Raw genomic sequence first — 15,258 nt, forward strand, 5'->3', positions numbered from 1 at the left:
CACGTCCCGTGAACCACTTCGAATATCGCGACGGCATCCTTTACGCCGAGAACGTCCCCGTTCCGGAGATCGCCAAGGCCGTCGGCACGCCTTTCTATTGCTATTCGACCGCAACGCTTGAGCGCCACTACCGGGTCTTCGCCGAAGCCTTCAGCGATATCGACTCCATGGTCTGCTATGCGATGAAGGCGAATTCGAACCAGGCTGTGTTGAAGACTCTCGGCAAGCTCGGCGCCGGCATCGACGTCGTGTCCGAGGGCGAATTACGCCGCGCGCTTGCTGCCGGCATCCCGGCAAGCCGCATCATGTTCTCCGGCGTCGGCAAGACGCCCCCTGAGATGGATTTCGCGCTCGAGGCCGGCATCTACTGCTTCAATGTAGAATCCGAACCGGAACTCGAAATCCTCAATCAGCGCGCGGTCAAGGCCGGCAAGAAGGCACCGGTCTCCTTCCGCATCAATCCGGACGTCGATGCGAAGACGCATTCGAAGATCTCGACCGGCAAGAAGGAAAACAAGTTCGGCATTTCCTGGGAACGCGCTCGCGCCGTCTATGCGCAAGCCGCCAAGCTGCCCGGTATCGAAGTCACCGGCATCGACATGCATATCGGCAGCCAGATCACCGAGCTGCAGCCCTTCGACGATGCCTTCAAGCTGTTGCGCGAACTGGTCGACACCCTGCGTGCCGACGGCCACGACATCCACCATGTCGATATTGGCGGCGGCCTGGGCATTCCTTACAAGGAAGACAACGAGCCGCCGCCACTCCCGGATGCCTACGCGGCGATCGTCAAGAACCAGCTCCGCGGGCTGAACTGCAAGATCGTGACTGAACCGGGCCGCCTGATCGTCGGCAACGCCGGCATTCTCGTTACCGAAGTTATCTATGTAAAGGACGGTGGCGAAAAGACCTTCGTCATTGTCGATGCGGCAATGAACGATCTGATCCGCCCGACGCTTTACGACGCCTGGCACGAAATCCGGCCCGTCGTGATCTCGGCGGCAAATGCTCCGCGCATCAAGGCCGATATCGTGGGACCGGTTTGCGAGACCGGGGACTACCTGGCGCTCGATCGAGAGATGGCGATGCCGAAGCCGGGCGATCTCTTTGCGGTCAGTTCCGGCGGCGCCTATGGCGCAGTGCAGGCAGGCACCTACAACAGCCGCCTGCTGGTGCCAGAAGTTCTGGTGAAGGGCGCCGATTTCCATGTAATTCGGCCTCGCCGAACCTACGAAGAACTGATCGGCCTCGACTCCGTACCCGCCTGGATCGAGTGACAGCCTCATCACTTTTTGGCGAATAGAGGTGAAAAAACGGCTTTGCCGATCGCCTGCCCTCGCCTTCGCCACAAAGAGTGTTATCTTTTCTTCATGCGAGCACATTGCCTAGCAAGCGCCCGAAGCGCCCTCCATTACTCCAGCATCAAATGGCGGAGACCGGATTGACGAACAGCCCCCGCAGGCAAAGACATGGTGCGTTTGCCCTTCGGCCCTCTCTCGCGAGGCTCGTAGCGGTAAAGCGGTTCTTTGCGCGCCTGGTACTCGTTTCCGAGCAGGTCCTGCCACCGCTTGTCCCGGTTCTTTCCGTCGTTGCCTTCTATCTGGCAGCGTCCTGGTTCGGCCTCTTCCGCTCCGTTCCTGACTTCATGCGTGTCGGGCTACTGATTGCCTTCGCCATCGCCTTCCTCGCCGCGCTCATCCCATTTCGCAATCTCCGCTGGCCCAATACCGGCGAAGCCGACCACCTGCTTGAGGAGCGCAACGGCCTACCGCATCAGCCGGTGACGGTGCAGGAAGATGAACCGGCCCTCGACACACCCTTCGCAAAGGCGCTTTGGCGCGAACATCAGACGCGGATGGCGAAGAAGATAGCAACCCTCGACGCTGGCTTCCCCCGCCCGGACATCGCAACCCACGACCGTTTCGCGCTGCGTGCCATCCCGGCCCTCCTTCTCGTCACGGCCTTCGGTTACTCGCTTTCGACCAACGGCGGCTCAATCACCGACGCGCTGCAGCCACCGGTCGCGCCGGCAGCGACCAATCCGGCTGTGCGTATCGACGCATGGGTCACCCCACCCTCCTATACCAGCCGCGCTCCGGTCTATCTGACGGCAACCGGCACTGAGCAGGCGATCAACGTTCCGCAGTTCTCGAACCTGACCGTTCGCGTTAGCGGCGGGCAGACGGATGGAAAGGTCGTATTCAGGAAAGAGAGCGGCGAGGTGCGGGAAATCGCAGCCGAGGCAAAGGCAAATCAGCAGCCTGGTGCTGCACCGCAGGCGAAGCCACAGGCTCCTGCCACGCCAGCCCTTGCCGCACAGACACATTTGATGAAGCTTGAGGAAAACGGTGCGCTGCTCGTCAATGGCCGCAGGTGGAACTTCAATGTCATTCCCGACAAGGCACCCGAGATTGCTTTCGACGGATTGCCCAAACCCAGCGTAAACGGTGCGCTGGAAATCGGCTTCACGGTAAAGGATGATTACGGCGTGCAGGAAGCACGTGCGGAAATCCTGCCGGCCCAATCCGATCCGGAGGCAAAGCCGCTTTATCCACTTCCCGATTTCCGGCTCGACATTCCGCGCCGCAACGCGCGTGATGCCAAGGCCGTGACCAGCAAGAACCTGACCGAACATCCGCTGGCCGGAAAGCGCGTACGCGTTACGCTGGTCGCCAAGGATGCAGCCGGTCAGACCGGCCGGAGCCCGCCGCATGAAATGACGCTGCCGTCACGGCCGTTCAACGAACCGCTGGCCGCAGCCGTTGCGGAGGAACGCCAGGTTTTCGCACTCGATACCCGCAAGATGCCGGAAGCGATCGCTCTTAACGAGGCGCTGACGATCCGTCCTGAAGAAACGATTCCTAAGCTCACCAACTATCTGCTGCTGCAATCGGCGCACACGCGCATGAAGCTCGCCAAGGGCGACGAGCAGTTGAAGGATACGGCCGACTATCTCTGGGATATCGCGATCGGCATGGAAGACGGCGACCTTTCGCTTGCGGAACGCAACCTGCGCAACGCCCAGCAGAATCTCGCCGACGCGCTTCAGCGCAATGCGCCAGACCCGGAGATCAAGAAGCTCATGGACGAGCTTCGCAAGGCGATGAACGAATACATGAAGGAACTGGCTCAGCGCATGCAGAATGCGCCGATGCAGCCGAACCAGAACGCGCAGAACGTCATCCGCCAGCAGGATCTGGAGCGCATGATGGACCAGATCGAGAATCTGGCCCGTTCAGGCAACCGCGATGCCGCTCAGCAGATGCTTTCAGAATTGCAGCGCATGATGAACAACCTGCAGGCAGGCAGGCCGCAACAGGGCCAGCAACAGCAGGGCGACAACAGCCAGATGCGCCAGCAGATGGACAAGCTTGGCCAGATCCTCCGCGACCAGCAGAAGCTGATGGAGCAGACCTTCAAGCTGGACCAACAGTTGAAGGACCGTATGCAGCGCGGCGACCCGAATATGGGTATGAACGATCCGCTGCTTGACCAGATGATGCCAGGCCAGGATGGCCAGCCGCAGGATCAGCAGCAGGGGCAGAACGGCGAACAGGGGCAGTCACCGTCGGAGCAGATGACCGAGGAGCAATTGCGCGACGCGTTGAAACAGCTCCGAGCACAGCAGGATGCCCTTGGCAAGCAGCTCGGCGAACTGCAGAAAGGCCTTGGTGAGATGGGTATGAAGCCCGGCCCGGGCTTTGGTCAGGCACAGCGCGAAATGGAAGGTGCCGGGCGCGAACTCGGCCAGGGCCGCGGCGAACCGGCCCTCCAGGGCCAGGGCCGCGCGCTGGAAGCGTTGCGCCAGGGCGCCCGGGACATGATGAACCAGATGATGCAGGCGCAACAGGGCCAGCAAGGCCAAGGGCCACAAGGTCAGGTCGGCCAGGGCAACCAGAACGGCCGCGATCCGCTCGGTCGTCCGCGTCGCGCAGAGGGTCCGGATTTCGGAGAGCACGTGAAGGTGCCCGACGAAATCGACGTGCAGCGCGCACGCGAAATTCTCGATGCGATCCGCGAAAAGCTCGGCAACAACCCGCCGCAGGAGATGGAGCGGCGCTATCTGGAACGGCTACTGGATATTCAGTAGCTGAACTTGGATCGCAATGCGCCATCCAACTCCTTTGGTGCAGACGATTCTCTTTCAAATGATGATTCGCTCACGGCGCCGACGCAGCGTGGCGGAATTCCTGTCACAAGGACAGGAATGGGGAGCAGGGGAAGGTGCCGCCAACTCGTCTCACGCAGCCAGTGCCCGGGCAACCGCTTTTCGGATGTCTGGAAGTGCAAACGGCTTCGACACGACATCGACGATCTTTTCTGCAAGGTCATCGGCCCGTTCGCGCTGCTCGGCATAGCCGGTCATCAGCAGGATTTTGAGCGCCGGAAAGGCGGATTTCGCCTGATGAGCAAGCTCGATGCCGTCCATGACCGGCATGCGGATATCCGAAAGCAGTAGATCGTAGATCCCGTCCTTCAGCTTCTCCAGCCCCTCGGCGCCATCGGCGGCTTCGTCGGTCTCATGACCGTCAAGGCGCAAGGCCCGGGCGACGAAAGAGCGAAGCAAATCTTCGTCTTCCGTGATCAGAATTTTTGCCATGATGTGCATCGCTCCGTCTTCATGCCCCGGAACGGAAATTGCACGGCGTTCCTTTTCGATCGGTAAACGAAAGAAGGCGATGGAAGGGATGGTTAACAACCCGTCTTATCCTCGATGAGGTCAGGCGTCACCGGTAACCACGCCGACGTAAGGCAGCTCACGGAAGGCATAGGCGACATCCATGCCGTAGCCGACGACGAAGTAATCCGGGCATTCGAAGCCGACATAGTCTGCCTCGAGCTTTTCTTTGCGCTTGACGCTCTTGTCGAGCAGCACGGCGATGCTGACGTTGCGCGCGCCGCGTTCGTAGAGCAGTTCCTTGGCGAAAAGCAGCGTGCGGCCGGATTCGAGGATGTCGTCGATCAGCAACACGTCGCGATCTTTCACGTCGCTGTCGATATCCTTGACGATGCGGACGCCCTGAGAAACCGTTCCCGTGCCGTAGCTGGAAAGCGTGATGAATTCGACTTCAGGCGCAAGCCCGCTGTCATGGAGCGCGCGGATGAGGTCTGCGGCGAAAATGAACGACCCCTTCAACACGGCAATGACGAGCAGGTCCTTTGTCGGACCCGCAGCAATGTGCTTTGCCATTGCGTGATTGCGTTCGGCAATCTGCTCGGCAGTGAAAAGCGGTTCGATAATTTTTCCGCGCACGACAGGCATACGGCTAGCTCCATGAAACGAAGGGTAAGCCGTTAGCACATTAGAAGGGCAGAAACACCCTAAGGCATGAACGAAAGCCGGACTTCCGGCATTTTTCCGCCAGAGTGCTGCACGCGTGCCGAAAAGCCGCGGCTCTCGCCACCGTAGATGACGTCTGCCGGCGGATTGATGACCATGCTGGCCACCAGCTGCTCGCCGCTCATCAGATCCGCGCGGATCGGCCGCACGGTCTGTGTGGTACCACTGCCGTTTTCGATGATGCCGTTGATAACCAGGATGCGCATACCATTTGCCTCGCGCGGCGCCATCGTGACATGCGTGAAGTGAAGCGGCGAGGCCAAGGCAGCAGTATCGCTCCCCGCCAGGCCGGAGAAACCGCCCGTCAGGCCGAAAACGAGAACGAAAAGCATGAAGACCAGGGCTATAAAGCTCTTGAGCGACGCCTGCTGCAGCCATTCTTCTGCGATCGCGAGAAACATAGTCGCTTTCGAGAAAGCCGCAGGCGTCGCAGGTAACTTAGCAGCGGCAGCGACGCGCTTGCGATTGTCATTGAAACTTTTGGCGTTGAAGCCTTGGCTCCGGTTGCCGATAACGACGAATTCGGCATCGGCGACATCAGTCGGACGGCCAGGATAGCGGGGCTGACGGGCGGCAGGCTCCGGCGGCAAGAAATCGTAGGCGTTGCTCGGCGCACGGCGCCTGAAGGTGGATGCTTCCATGTTGACGGTCTCTCCCATCTCCACATGGTTTCAGTGCACGGTTAAAATCCGGCATTGAAACGAATCCTGCCCAGTCGTAAATTTTAATGGTTAATGCTTCGCTAAGCTTGCCTTCAAACAGGCATCTTTCCGACGAAATTCACTGATTGTTAACGGTGTTGGTTAACAAGTCGATGGCGTGAAACCATGAAAGACTGGGCTGCCCGTTGATCCATTTCGAGAATGTCGGTTTGCGCTACGGCATGGGCCCGGAGATTCTCCGGGACCTCACCTTCGATATTCCGAAAAAGTCCTTTCAGTTCCTGACCGGTCCCTCTGGCGCCGGCAAGACGACGCTTCTGCGCCTGCTTTTTATGTCGCTGCAGCCGACGCGCGGCCTGATCCGCATGTTCGGACGCGACATTTCCGACATCCCGCGGCCGGAGCTGCCGCTGCTTCGCCGCCGCGTGGGTATCGTCTTCCAGGATTTCCGCCTGCTCGATCATCTCACGACCTATGAGAATGTCGCACTGCCGCTTCGTGTACGCGGCAAGGACGAGAGCTCTTACAAGACAGACGTGCTCGAACTGCTGAAATGGGTGGGGCTCGGCGAGCGCATCAATGTGCTTCCGCCGGTGCTTTCCGGCGGCGAGAAACAGCGCGCGGCGATCGCCCGCGCGCTGATCGACCGACCCGAGGTTCTGCTTGCCGACGAGCCGACCGGCAACGTCGATCCGCCGATGGCGCGCCGCCTGTTGAACCTCTTTCTCGAACTCAACCGCCTTGGTACAGCTGTCGTGATCGCAACTCACGATCTGACATTGATGGACCAGGTGGAAGCCCGCCGCATGATCCTTTCGGAAGGGCATCTTGACGTCTATGATTGAGCCCGCATCAAAGAACGGCGCGCAAAGCGCCGCCCAAGCACAGCAGAAGCGGGCGGAGATGCGCGTGCGGCCAACGGCGCCGATCCTTCCGCCCTCGAATATCCAGGGCAACGCACTGACGGTGGTCATCGCCATCATGGCCTTCCTCGCCTGCCTGACGCTAGGCGGCGTCAGCATGGTGCGTTCTACAGCGGCCAGCTGGGAGAGCCAGATTTCCCGCGAGATCACCATCCAGATCAAGCCGGACGACGGCCTCGATATGGAAAAGGCGCTGACGCAGGCACGCGATATCGCCATGACCTTTGTCGGCACCAAAAGCGGCCAGATCGTCGATGAGGCGGCAACGGCCCGTCTGCTGGAGCCATGGCTCGGCAGCGGCCTTGACATCAAGGAGCTTCCCGTCCCCCGCCTGGTGATTATTACCATCGATGAGACGAACCCGCCCGATTTTGACGCGATGCGCTCACTGCTGAAGGAGAGCATCCCTCAGGCGTCGCTGGACGATCACCGCACATGGGTCGATCGCCTCGTTTCAATGGCGCATACAACGGTCATGCTCGGCACCGGCGTGCTGCTGCTCGTCTTCATCGCCATGGTGCTGACGGTCGTCTTTGCGACACGTGGCGCGCTTTCCGGCAACCGCCATATCGTCGAGGTCTTGCATTTCGTGGGCGCCGAAAGTTCCTTCGTCGCGACTGAATTCCAGAAGCATTTCCTGAAGATCAGTCTCAAGGGATCGGCAATCGGCAGCGCTTTGGCAGCTCTCTTTTTCTTAGCGGCAGGCTTCCTGCAGAGCCGTACGATTGCGACGCCGCAGACCGATCAAGCGACGGCTCTCTTCGGAACCTTCTCGGTCGGAGCCCTTGGCTACCTCGGCATTTTCGCGACGATGATCGTCATTGCATTGCTGACGACGCTCACAGCGCGGCTCACGGTGATGCGCACGATCTATGAAATCGATACGCTGCGCTCCGACCCGACGCGAAGCGATGGCATCGCGAATTGAACGGCTCAGTCTTTTTTGCCACGAAAGTGTCTGTTCCCTGCCGCAATCTGCATATATTCACGATTTATGACCATGGGCCATACTAGACGCACTCCGATTCGTCCCGACCCGGCGCTCGCCAGCTACGGTGTCGAAACCCTGCGTCGTGGTCCTCTACGCCGGATGTTGCGATGGGGCGGATTCGCCTTCGTCCTGGCGACCGCGCTGCTTTTCGTCGGCTTCCTGCGGTTCGCCGATTCCGTAACCACCTTGAAACCTCCGGCCGAACCGAAGGCCGATGCCATCGTCGTTTTGACAGGCGGTTATCAGCGCATCGATCAGGCCGTCGAACTGCTGGAGAAAGGCGCGGGCAAGCGGCTGCTCATATCGGGCGTTCATCCGTCGACAACGCCGGGGCAGATACGCAAAACCACATCGGCGTCTGCTGATCTTTTCGATTGCTGCGTCGACATCGGCTATGACGCGATCGACACGATCGGCAATGCGCAGGAAGCCGCAAACTGGATCCATGCGAAAGGCTACAGGAGCGTTCTGGTCGTCACCAACAACTACCACATGCCACGCAGTCTCGCAGAACTCGCCTACGTCGATGCCGATACGCAGTTCATCCCCTACCCGGTCGTCAATTCCGACCTGAAGACCAGGGCCTGGTTCACCGATCCAAATGCGCTTCGCGTCATGCTCGCCGAATATGCAAAGGTGCTTCTGGCAGGCGCGCGCAACATCACCGGCTTCGGGCGCCATCCCGGCCTTCGCTCGGCAAGCATCACCGGTCCGAGCTGATTTCCATCGAGCGCTTTTTATGAGAGCCATTATCGTGTAGGCAGGGCCAGCCCGCCGTTTGCGCCGATACTGGCTTTGGAAAATTTCATGATCGCCCTGCGTTCCGTTCTCTTCAACACGATCTTCTACGTCAACCTCATCATCCGGATGATCGTGCTTTCGCCCTATTATTTCGTCGTGCCCCGCAAGACCGCCTATGCGATCCCCAAGAACTGGGCGCTTTCGAACCATTGGCTGATGGAAAAGATCGTCGGGACCACCTTCGAGATCGATGGCATAGAGAACCTGCCGGACGGCAGCTACATCCTCGCCCCTAAGCACCAGTCCTTCTGGGACACCTATGCACTGCTGCCCTGGTTGAAAGACCCGGTTTACATCCTCAAGCGCGAATTGATGTGGATCCCGCTTTTCGGCTGGTATGCGAAAAAACAGCGCATGATCCCGGTCGATCGCGGCGCACGCGGCAAGGTCATGGTCGAGGTGCTGAAGCGCACCAAGCAAGAGCTTGCGACAGGCCGTCAGCTGATCATCTATCCGGAAGGCACGCGCCGGCCTCCGGGCGCAGAACCGCTCTACAAATACGGCATTGCCCGCATGTATCGGGATCTCGGCATTCCGGTCGTGCCGGTGGCCATGCATCCCGGCCTTTTCTGGCCGCGCCGCAGCGCCGTGCGCCGTCCCGGCCATTTCAAGGTTCGCATCCTGCCTGCCATTCCGCCGGGCATGGATCCGGATGCGTTCTTCGAGCATCTAATCGATGTGACCGAGAAGGCGAGCGACGAACTGCTGGTCGACACGGTGGCGCGCAATCCGCACTTGCCACTGCCGCCGACCGCCGTCGAGAGACTGGCGCAATTGCGGAAGGAAACGGCCGCTTCTGCCTAGGCGGCCCGCAGCCGCTCGACCTCGCCGGCGACCCGTTCCAGCCAATGGTCGCGAATGCCCATCTCCTTAAGATGCGAGAGCGTATTGAAAACATAAGCGTCGTTCGAACCCGACTGACCCTTTGCCTCGTGCACCGTGCGCGCAGCTACAGAGGCATCGAGTGCGCCGGCATATTGGGCGTGGTCGCGGTCAACGATGTAGGCAATTGCCTTGATGTTGCGTCGGCCGGGAAGCGATAGCGGCACATGCCGCTCGAGATAGACGTTGGTGACGAGCTCGCGGGCGCGCAGATAGTCCATCACCTCGTCCCGCCTCTCCAAGGCCACGCGAAACGCTATGCCGCGGCAGGAGCCGCCGCGATCGAGGCCTAGCACGAGACCCGGACTTTGCTGCGTGCCGCGATGAACCCAGGAATGGACGCATAGCGATCGCCGGTAGCCGTAAACGAGAGCCTGAGAGCGCTCAAGAAACTCGAAGCCCGGATTCCACATCAGCGATCCGTAGCCAAATACCCAAAATTCGTCCATATCGCAGGCCAGACCGAAATTCCCATTCGCGATTCACCATTGGAGAACCATCATGGCAGCGTCAAGCCAATCCGGCAGCGGCAGAAAATTCTGGTTGCTCGGCTTGGGCATCGTTCTGGTTATCGCGATCTATACCGGCGGCTGGTTTTACGCAGCCTCCCACCTCAAGGATACCGTGCTCAAGGTTATTGCGCCGCGCAGCACGGCAGGCGTCAGCGGCGAATGCGCCGATATCGACTTTCGCGGCTATCCGTTCCGCATTGGCCTCTATTGCTCGAAAGTGGGTGTGGATGACAACACGAACGGCGTCTCAGCTTCCTTTGGCGAACTTCGTTCCGCAGCCCAGGTTTACGCGCCGGGCCATATCGTCTGGGAACTCGATTCGCCGGCTGAAATCCGCACGGCAAACGGCCTTTCGATCTCGGCGCAGTGGGCAAATCTGCAATCCAGCCTGGTGACGCGGCTGAGGGGCATCGACCGCACCTCCATGATCATCGACGGCCTGAAGGCGACCGCTGTTTCCTCCTACACCGGGCAAACGGTCAATGTCGATGCAGGACACACGGAAGTCCACCTCCGCCAGAATGCAGGCGATCTCGACGGTGCCTTCTCACTCCAGGATGCAAATGCCGTCATCAAGGACTGGCCGCAGGTCTTCCCGAAATTCTCGGCGAGCGCCGATATCACCCTTGCAGGCAAAGGCGGAATGATCGACGGAAGCGATCCGCAAGGGCTTTATGGGGCAAGCGGAGAGCTGCGCAAGGCCGTGGCCGATATCGGCGACGGCAAGGTGATGACGTTGACGGGGCCCTTTTCTTTCGATGAGCAAGGCTTTTTGTCCGGAAAGTTCAAGCTGGAGATCGAGCAACTCGGCCCCTGGCGCGACAGCCTGAAACAGGCCCTTCCGGAAATCGCCAAGACCGTCGATACCGCCGCCAAGCTTCTAAAGGCGCTCGCGGTCGGCGGCGACAGGGTTTCGGTCGACCTCGTCGTCCAGCACGGCAATGCCACCGTAAGCGGCTTCATCCCGCTCGGCACGATCCCGCCGATTTGAGGCTCAGTTCGTCTTCGTATCCTGGGCATGTGGGCGGCCAAAGTCTGGCGTGTCCACATCCTGTCCCGCCTGGACGATCGAGCGGCGAATTGCGCGAGTGCGGCTGAAGAGCTCGAAAAGCTTGTCGCCCTCGCCCCAGCGGATCGCGCGCTGCAGATAGGCAAGATCCTCCGAAAAGCGCGCCAGCATTTCAAGGATCGCATCCTTGTTGTGCAGGCAGACGTCGCGCCACATCGTCGGATCGGAGGCCGCAAGGCGCGTAAAGTCGCGAAAGCCGGAGGCGGAGTATTTGATGACTTCCGATTCCGTCACGGTTTCCAGATCGTCGGCCGTGCCGACAATATTGTAGGCAATGATGTGCGGCAGGTGCGAGACGATGGCGAGCACCTTGTCGTGGTGGTCGGCGTCCATCTCATCGACCTTGGAGCCAAGGCTTTCCCAGAATTTGCGAAGCTTCTTGAGCGCACCCTCATCCGTGCCCGCAATCGGCGTGAAGATGCACCAGCGGCCTTCGAAAAGGCCTGGGAAGCCGGCGTCAGGACCGGACTTTTCCGTACCGGCCAGCGGATGGCCGGGGATGAAGTGCACATGCGGTGGCATATGCGGCTGCATCTGCGCGATGACCGACGCCTTGGTGGATCCGACGTCGGTGACGATCGCCCCCGGCTTCACGCTTTCTGCGATTTCCTTGGCAACACTTTCCGAGGCGCCGACCGGCACGGACACGATGACGAGATCGGCATTCTCGGCGGCCTCGGCCGACGAAGTCGTATAACGGCTGCCGAGCTGCAATTCCTCGGCACGCTTCAGCGTTTCGGCACTGCGCGTTGCCACGACCACTTCGTTGGCAAGCCCCAGCCGCTTGATGTCGTGGGCGATCGAGGAGCCGATCAGCCCGATGCCGATCAGCGCGATGCGATCAAACTGCGCTGTCATGCCGGGCGTCCCATGAATTCGCCGAGCGCTTCGACGACGCCGCGATTGGCGTCTTCGGGGCCAATGCTCATGCGGAGTGAATTGGGCAAGCCGTAGCTGCGAACCGCCCGCAGGATATAGCCCCGGCTCGTCAGAAAATCGTCGGCATCGGCAGCGCGCTTGCCGTCGACATCCGGAAAATGGATGAGGACGAAGTTGGTCACCGACGGCGTAACCTTGAGACCGATCGTTTCGAGCGCTCCGGTAACCTTCTCGATCCACATCTGGTTGAAGGAGGTCGCCTCTTGAACGAAGGCCTGATCGCGGATCGCCGCGGCGCCGGCCGCGATGGCCGGCGTATTCATGTTGAACGGGCCGCGCACGCGGTTCAGCGCATCGATGATGTCGGCAGGCGCATATATCCAGCCGACGCGGAGCGCGGCAAGCCCATAGACCTTCGAGAAGGTGCGGGTCATGACGACGTTCGCGTTCGAGGAGACGACCTCGATGCCGGATTCATAGTCGTTGCGCCGGACATATTCGGCATAGGCCGCATCGAGCACCAGGACGACATGCTTCGGCAGACCGGCCTGCAGGCGGCGGACTTCGCTGACCGGGATATAGGTACCGGTTGGATTGCCAGGATTGGCGATGAAGACGATCTTCGTCTTGTCTGTCACGGCGGCAAGGATCGCATCGACATCCACGGTATGATCCGTCTCCTTCACCACGACTGGCGTCGCGCCCGCGCCCATGATCTGAATCTTGTAAACGAGGAAGCCGTGCTCGGTGATGATGCCTTCGTCACCGGGGCTGAGATAAACGTGGCAGAGCAAGCCGAGCAGTTCGTCCGAGCCGTTGCCACACATGATGTTAGCCGGATTCAGGCCATGAACCGCGGCGATCGCCTCGCGCAATTCGATCGCCTGCCCGTCCGGATAGCGCTCGAGATGGCCGGCGGCCTCACGGAAGGCTTCTATGGCCTTCGGGCTCGCGCCAAGCGGCGTTTCGTTGGAGGAGAGCTTGTAGACGCGGGCGACGCCCGGTGCATGTTCCTTGCCCGGCACATAGGCTGCAATATCGAGGATACCGGGACGCGGAACAGGCTTGCTCATCTCAACGCTCATGGGATCGACCTTGAAAAAACGCCGGAAATTCCGGCCGGAAATTGCCCTGTGGCAATAAAGCGGAAAGCGGCCTTTGTCGAGTGAGACTTAACGGCTGCGTGTCGTCGGAACACCATGCGGCGCAAGAACCGGCACGAAGACGCGGCGCGAAGCCCGTGCGGCTACCGGCAGGCCCTGATAGAGCCGCTTCTGTGCCTCGACGATGATGACGCCTGAAAAGGCCGGCCAGAGTGTGCGGCCAATGCGTTCGAAGGCGCGGCGAAGGCTGAGAACCGTGCGAAGCTTCGATGGCGGGAAGAACAGCGCCTCGGCGGTCGCGCCGGGCGTGAAATTCGTCTCGCGCAGCAGATGCGTGAGTTGACCCCGCGAATAGGGGCGCCCGGAGCCGAAAGGCGTATGTTCCATGCGCGCCCAGACGCCGCGCCGGTTAGGCACCACGATGACGAGGCGTCCGCCGGGCGCAAGCACGCGCCAGAGCTCCTTCAAGGTCTCCCGCGGGCTTTCGGCGAATTCCAGCGAATGCACCATCAGCACACGATCAATGGACGAATCGGGAAGCGGCAGTTCTTCGTCGAAGATGAGTGCGGTCGACGACAACGACCCCACCGGCCAGTTCACGGCGCCCTGCCCGGCTGGCATGAAGGCGAAGGTGCGCTCGGTATCGGCGCTGAACCGGTCGAGGAAGGGAACGGCATAGCCGATGCCGACGAGCCGCTCCTGCGGCAGGCGCACCCAAAGCGACGACAGCGCCATGGCAATCGAGTGCTCGGCAAGGCGGCCGAGCTCGGAGTGATAGAACTGGCGCAGATCGACAATATCCGTGTGCATCGCAATAAATGTTATCAGCGGGCGATTGGACTTCAAGGCCGGAGCCTCTACATTCCGGACATGTTCGTGGGAAAGAGGCCGCTTGGACAATGAAACCTTTGGAATTAGAAGTTTTTCTCTGCCGATCCGATAATTTCGGCGTTCTCGTGCATGACCCGGAGTCCGGGCTGACGGCATCGATCGACGCGCCGGAAGAGGCGGCCGTGGCAGCGGCGGCTAAACGGCGCGGCTGGAAGATTTCGCACATCTTCACCACGCATCACCACACCGACCACGTCGAAGGCAATCTGGCGTTGAAAGAGCAATTCGGCTGCGAGATCATCGGTCCGGTCAACGAGGCCGTGGCAATTCCCGGCCTCGACAAATCGATGGCCGATGGCGACAGCTTTCTCTTCGGCGACCATGTGGTCAACGTCATCGAAACGCCGGGCCATACCGTCGGCCATATCTGTTACCATTTCGCTGACGACAAGCTGCTTTTTGCCGCCGATACGCTCTTTGCACTGGGCTGCGGCCGCCTCTTGGAGCGCCCGGCCGCGGATATGTGGCATTCGCTGCAAAAGCTGGCCGTGCTCCCAGACGAGACGGCGATCTATTTCGGCCATGAATATACGCTTTCGAACGCTCGTTTCGCTTTGACGATCGATCCGGACAACGAGCGGCTGAAGACGCGTGCTGCGGAGATCGAGGCTCTGCGCGCCGAAGGCAGGTTCACGATCCCGACGACGCTGGGCCTGGAAAAGGAAACCAACCCTTTTCTTCGCGCTGCCGATCCCGCCATCCGCCGCAATCTCCTGATGGAAAGCAAGACGAACGGGGAAGTCTTTGCGGAGATCCGCAGGCGCAAGGACAATTTCTGATGTCTCCCGACGATATTATAGAGGCGCTTTCGATGCAGCCGCATCCGGAAGGCGGCTGGTACGTGCAGACGTTTCGCGATGGCAATGGCAAGGATCGCGGGCACTCGACGGCAATCTACTATCTGCTGAAAGACGGGCAACGTTCGCACTGGCATCGCGTTCACGATGCGGCGGAGGTCTGGCATTATTACGCCGGTGCGCCCCTGGCCCTCCACAGGTCCGCAGACGGCGCGGAAAGCGAAACCTTGATGCTCGGGATCGACCTGGCAAATGGTGAGCGTCCGCAAGCAATCATTCCGGCAAACTGGTGGCAATCGGCAGAAACGCTTGGCGAATACACGCTCGTTGGCTGTACGGTGGCGCCGGGCTTCGAGTTCTCGAAATTCGAAATGGCACCGATGGATTGGAAACCGGGCGGCTGAGAC

At 60.4% G+C, this 15,258-nt stretch carries 16 protein-coding genes; 9 read left to right on the top strand and 7 right to left on the bottom strand.

Annotation, left to right across the window (positions count from 1 at the left end; genetic code table 11):
* The first annotated feature begins 8 nt into the window (after positions 1–8).
* Both lysA and ACW4PC_RS12210 read left to right on the top strand, forming a co-directional pair.
* The gene (lysA, locus tag ACW4PC_RS12205) at positions 9–1,277 is read left to right on the top strand and encodes a diaminopimelate decarboxylase (RefSeq protein ID WP_455873990.1); all 1,269 of its coding nucleotides are present in this window, start codon (positions 9–11) and stop codon (positions 1,275–1,277) included.
* A gap of 149 nt (positions 1,278–1,426) precedes the next feature.
* Complete coding sequence (locus ACW4PC_RS12210) at positions 1,427–4,090, top strand: TIGR02302 family protein (RefSeq protein ID WP_455873991.1); 2,664 nt, start codon at positions 1,427–1,429, stop codon at positions 4,088–4,090.
* 150 nt (positions 4,091–4,240) lie between these two features.
* On the opposite strand, the gene ACW4PC_RS12215 is transcribed toward ACW4PC_RS12210, so the two are convergent.
* The 3 genes from ACW4PC_RS12215 to ACW4PC_RS12225 form a co-directional block, all read right to left on the bottom strand.
* Positions 4,241–4,600 carry a response regulator gene (locus tag ACW4PC_RS12215; RefSeq protein WP_455873992.1) on the bottom strand — a complete coding sequence of 120 codons (360 nt, stop codon included), beginning with the start codon at positions 4,598–4,600 and terminating at the stop codon, positions 4,241–4,243.
* 120 nt (positions 4,601–4,720) lie between these two features.
* Positions 4,721–5,263 carry a hypoxanthine phosphoribosyltransferase gene (hpt, locus tag ACW4PC_RS12220; protein ID WP_022718085.1) on the bottom strand — a complete coding sequence of 181 codons (543 nt, stop codon included), beginning with the start codon at positions 5,261–5,263 and terminating at the stop codon, positions 4,721–4,723.
* Between the two features lie 59 nt (positions 5,264–5,322).
* The gene (locus ACW4PC_RS12225; RefSeq protein ID WP_455873993.1) at positions 5,323–5,982 is read right to left on the bottom strand and encodes a hypothetical protein; all 660 of its coding nucleotides are present in this window, start codon (positions 5,980–5,982) and stop codon (positions 5,323–5,325) included.
* Positions 5,983–6,188: 206 nt separating this feature from the next.
* On the opposite strand from ACW4PC_RS12225, the gene ftsE reads away from it, so the two are divergent.
* From ftsE to ACW4PC_RS12245, 4 genes are all read left to right on the top strand, one after another.
* Positions 6,189–6,848, top strand: coding sequence for a cell division ATP-binding protein FtsE (gene ftsE / locus ACW4PC_RS12230; protein ID WP_022718083.1), 660 nt, complete (start codon positions 6,189–6,191; stop codon positions 6,846–6,848).
* Positions 6,841–7,854, top strand: coding sequence for a cell division protein FtsX (locus ACW4PC_RS12235; RefSeq protein WP_455874995.1), 1,014 nt, complete (start codon positions 6,841–6,843; stop codon positions 7,852–7,854). Before ftsE ends, ACW4PC_RS12235 begins: the two co-directional genes overlap by 8 nt.
* Positions 7,855–7,920: 66 nt before the next feature.
* Entirely contained in the window at positions 7,921–8,637 is a 717-nt protein-coding gene (locus tag ACW4PC_RS12240) for a YdcF family protein (RefSeq protein WP_455873994.1), read from the top strand.
* Positions 8,638–8,724: 87 nt separating this feature from the next.
* On the top strand, positions 8,725–9,522 hold the full coding sequence (locus tag ACW4PC_RS12245; RefSeq protein WP_455873995.1) for a lysophospholipid acyltransferase family protein: 798 nt from the start codon (positions 8,725–8,727) through the stop codon (positions 9,520–9,522).
* Here ACW4PC_RS12245 and ACW4PC_RS12250 read toward each other — a convergent pair.
* Complete coding sequence (locus tag ACW4PC_RS12250) at positions 9,519–10,049, bottom strand: gamma-glutamylcyclotransferase (protein ID WP_455873996.1); 531 nt, start codon at positions 10,047–10,049, stop codon at positions 9,519–9,521. The two genes, ACW4PC_RS12245 and ACW4PC_RS12250, sit on opposite strands and share 4 nt — an antisense overlap.
* A gap of 52 nt (positions 10,050–10,101) precedes the next feature.
* Between ACW4PC_RS12250 and ACW4PC_RS12255 the strand changes: the two genes are divergently transcribed.
* The gene (locus tag ACW4PC_RS12255; RefSeq protein ID WP_455873997.1) at positions 10,102–11,103 is read left to right on the top strand and encodes a DUF2125 domain-containing protein; all 1,002 of its coding nucleotides are present in this window, start codon (positions 10,102–10,104) and stop codon (positions 11,101–11,103) included.
* Positions 11,104–11,106: 3 nt separating this feature from the next.
* Here ACW4PC_RS12255 and ACW4PC_RS12260 read toward each other — a convergent pair whose 3' ends face one another.
* The 3 genes from ACW4PC_RS12260 to ACW4PC_RS12270 form a co-directional block, all read right to left on the bottom strand.
* The gene (locus tag ACW4PC_RS12260; protein ID WP_133941558.1) at positions 11,107–12,039 is read right to left on the bottom strand and encodes a prephenate/arogenate dehydrogenase family protein; all 933 of its coding nucleotides are present in this window, start codon (positions 12,037–12,039) and stop codon (positions 11,107–11,109) included.
* On the bottom strand, positions 12,036–13,145 hold the full coding sequence (gene hisC / locus ACW4PC_RS12265) for a histidinol-phosphate transaminase (RefSeq protein ID WP_455873998.1): 1,110 nt from the start codon (positions 13,143–13,145) through the stop codon (positions 12,036–12,038). The genes ACW4PC_RS12260 and hisC overlap by 4 nt, the downstream gene beginning before the upstream one ends.
* A gap of 87 nt (positions 13,146–13,232) precedes the next feature.
* Entirely contained in the window at positions 13,233–14,009 is a 777-nt protein-coding gene (locus tag ACW4PC_RS12270; protein ID WP_039847020.1) for a class I SAM-dependent methyltransferase, read from the bottom strand.
* A 53-nt stretch (positions 14,010–14,062) separates the two neighbouring features.
* Here ACW4PC_RS12270 and gloB point away from each other — a divergent pair, with 53 nt between their 5' ends.
* Both gloB and ACW4PC_RS12280 read left to right on the top strand, forming a co-directional pair.
* The gene (gene gloB / locus ACW4PC_RS12275; RefSeq protein WP_455873999.1) at positions 14,063–14,833 is read left to right on the top strand and encodes a hydroxyacylglutathione hydrolase; all 771 of its coding nucleotides are present in this window, start codon (positions 14,063–14,065) and stop codon (positions 14,831–14,833) included.
* Positions 14,833–15,255, top strand: coding sequence for a cupin domain-containing protein (locus ACW4PC_RS12280; RefSeq protein WP_455874000.1), 423 nt, complete (start codon positions 14,833–14,835; stop codon positions 15,253–15,255). Before gloB ends, ACW4PC_RS12280 begins: the two co-directional genes overlap by 1 nt.
* Positions 15,256–15,258: the final 3 nt, after the last annotated feature.

Source organism: Rhizobium yanglingense (genome assembly GCF_977109285.1).

Excerpts from the sequence above, each read along its gene's own strand:
- ACW4PC_RS12210 (WP_455873991.1), top strand. The coding sequence starts at position 1,427 with ATGGCGGAGACCGGATTGACGAACAGCCCCCGCAGGCAAAGACATGGT.
- ACW4PC_RS12215 (WP_455873992.1), bottom strand. The coding sequence starts at position 4,600 with ATGGCAAAAATTCTGATCACGGAAGACGAAGATTTGCTTCGCTCTTTC.
- hpt (WP_022718085.1), bottom strand. The coding sequence starts at position 5,263 with ATGCCTGTCGTGCGCGGAAAAATTATCGAACCGCTTTTCACTGCCGAG.
- ACW4PC_RS12225 (WP_455873993.1), bottom strand. The coding sequence starts at position 5,982 with ATGGAAGCATCCACCTTCAGGCGCCGTGCGCCGAGCAACGCCTACGAT.
- ACW4PC_RS12235 (WP_455874995.1), top strand. The coding sequence starts at position 6,841 with ATGATTGAGCCCGCATCAAAGAACGGCGCGCAAAGCGCCGCCCAAGCA.
- ACW4PC_RS12240 (WP_455873994.1), top strand. The coding sequence starts at position 7,921 with ATGACCATGGGCCATACTAGACGCACTCCGATTCGTCCCGACCCGGCG.
- ACW4PC_RS12245 (WP_455873995.1), top strand. The coding sequence starts at position 8,725 with ATGATCGCCCTGCGTTCCGTTCTCTTCAACACGATCTTCTACGTCAAC.
- ACW4PC_RS12250 (WP_455873996.1), bottom strand. The coding sequence starts at position 10,049 with ATGGACGAATTTTGGGTATTTGGCTACGGATCGCTGATGTGGAATCCG.
- ACW4PC_RS12255 (WP_455873997.1), top strand. The coding sequence starts at position 10,102 with ATGGCAGCGTCAAGCCAATCCGGCAGCGGCAGAAAATTCTGGTTGCTC.
- ACW4PC_RS12260 (WP_133941558.1), bottom strand. The coding sequence starts at position 12,039 with ATGACAGCGCAGTTTGATCGCATCGCGCTGATCGGCATCGGGCTGATC.
- hisC (WP_455873998.1), bottom strand. The coding sequence starts at position 13,145 with ATGAGCGTTGAGATGAGCAAGCCTGTTCCGCGTCCCGGTATCCTCGAT.
- gloB (WP_455873999.1), top strand. The coding sequence starts at position 14,063 with ATGAAACCTTTGGAATTAGAAGTTTTTCTCTGCCGATCCGATAATTTC.
- ACW4PC_RS12280 (WP_455874000.1), top strand. The coding sequence starts at position 14,833 with ATGTCTCCCGACGATATTATAGAGGCGCTTTCGATGCAGCCGCATCCG.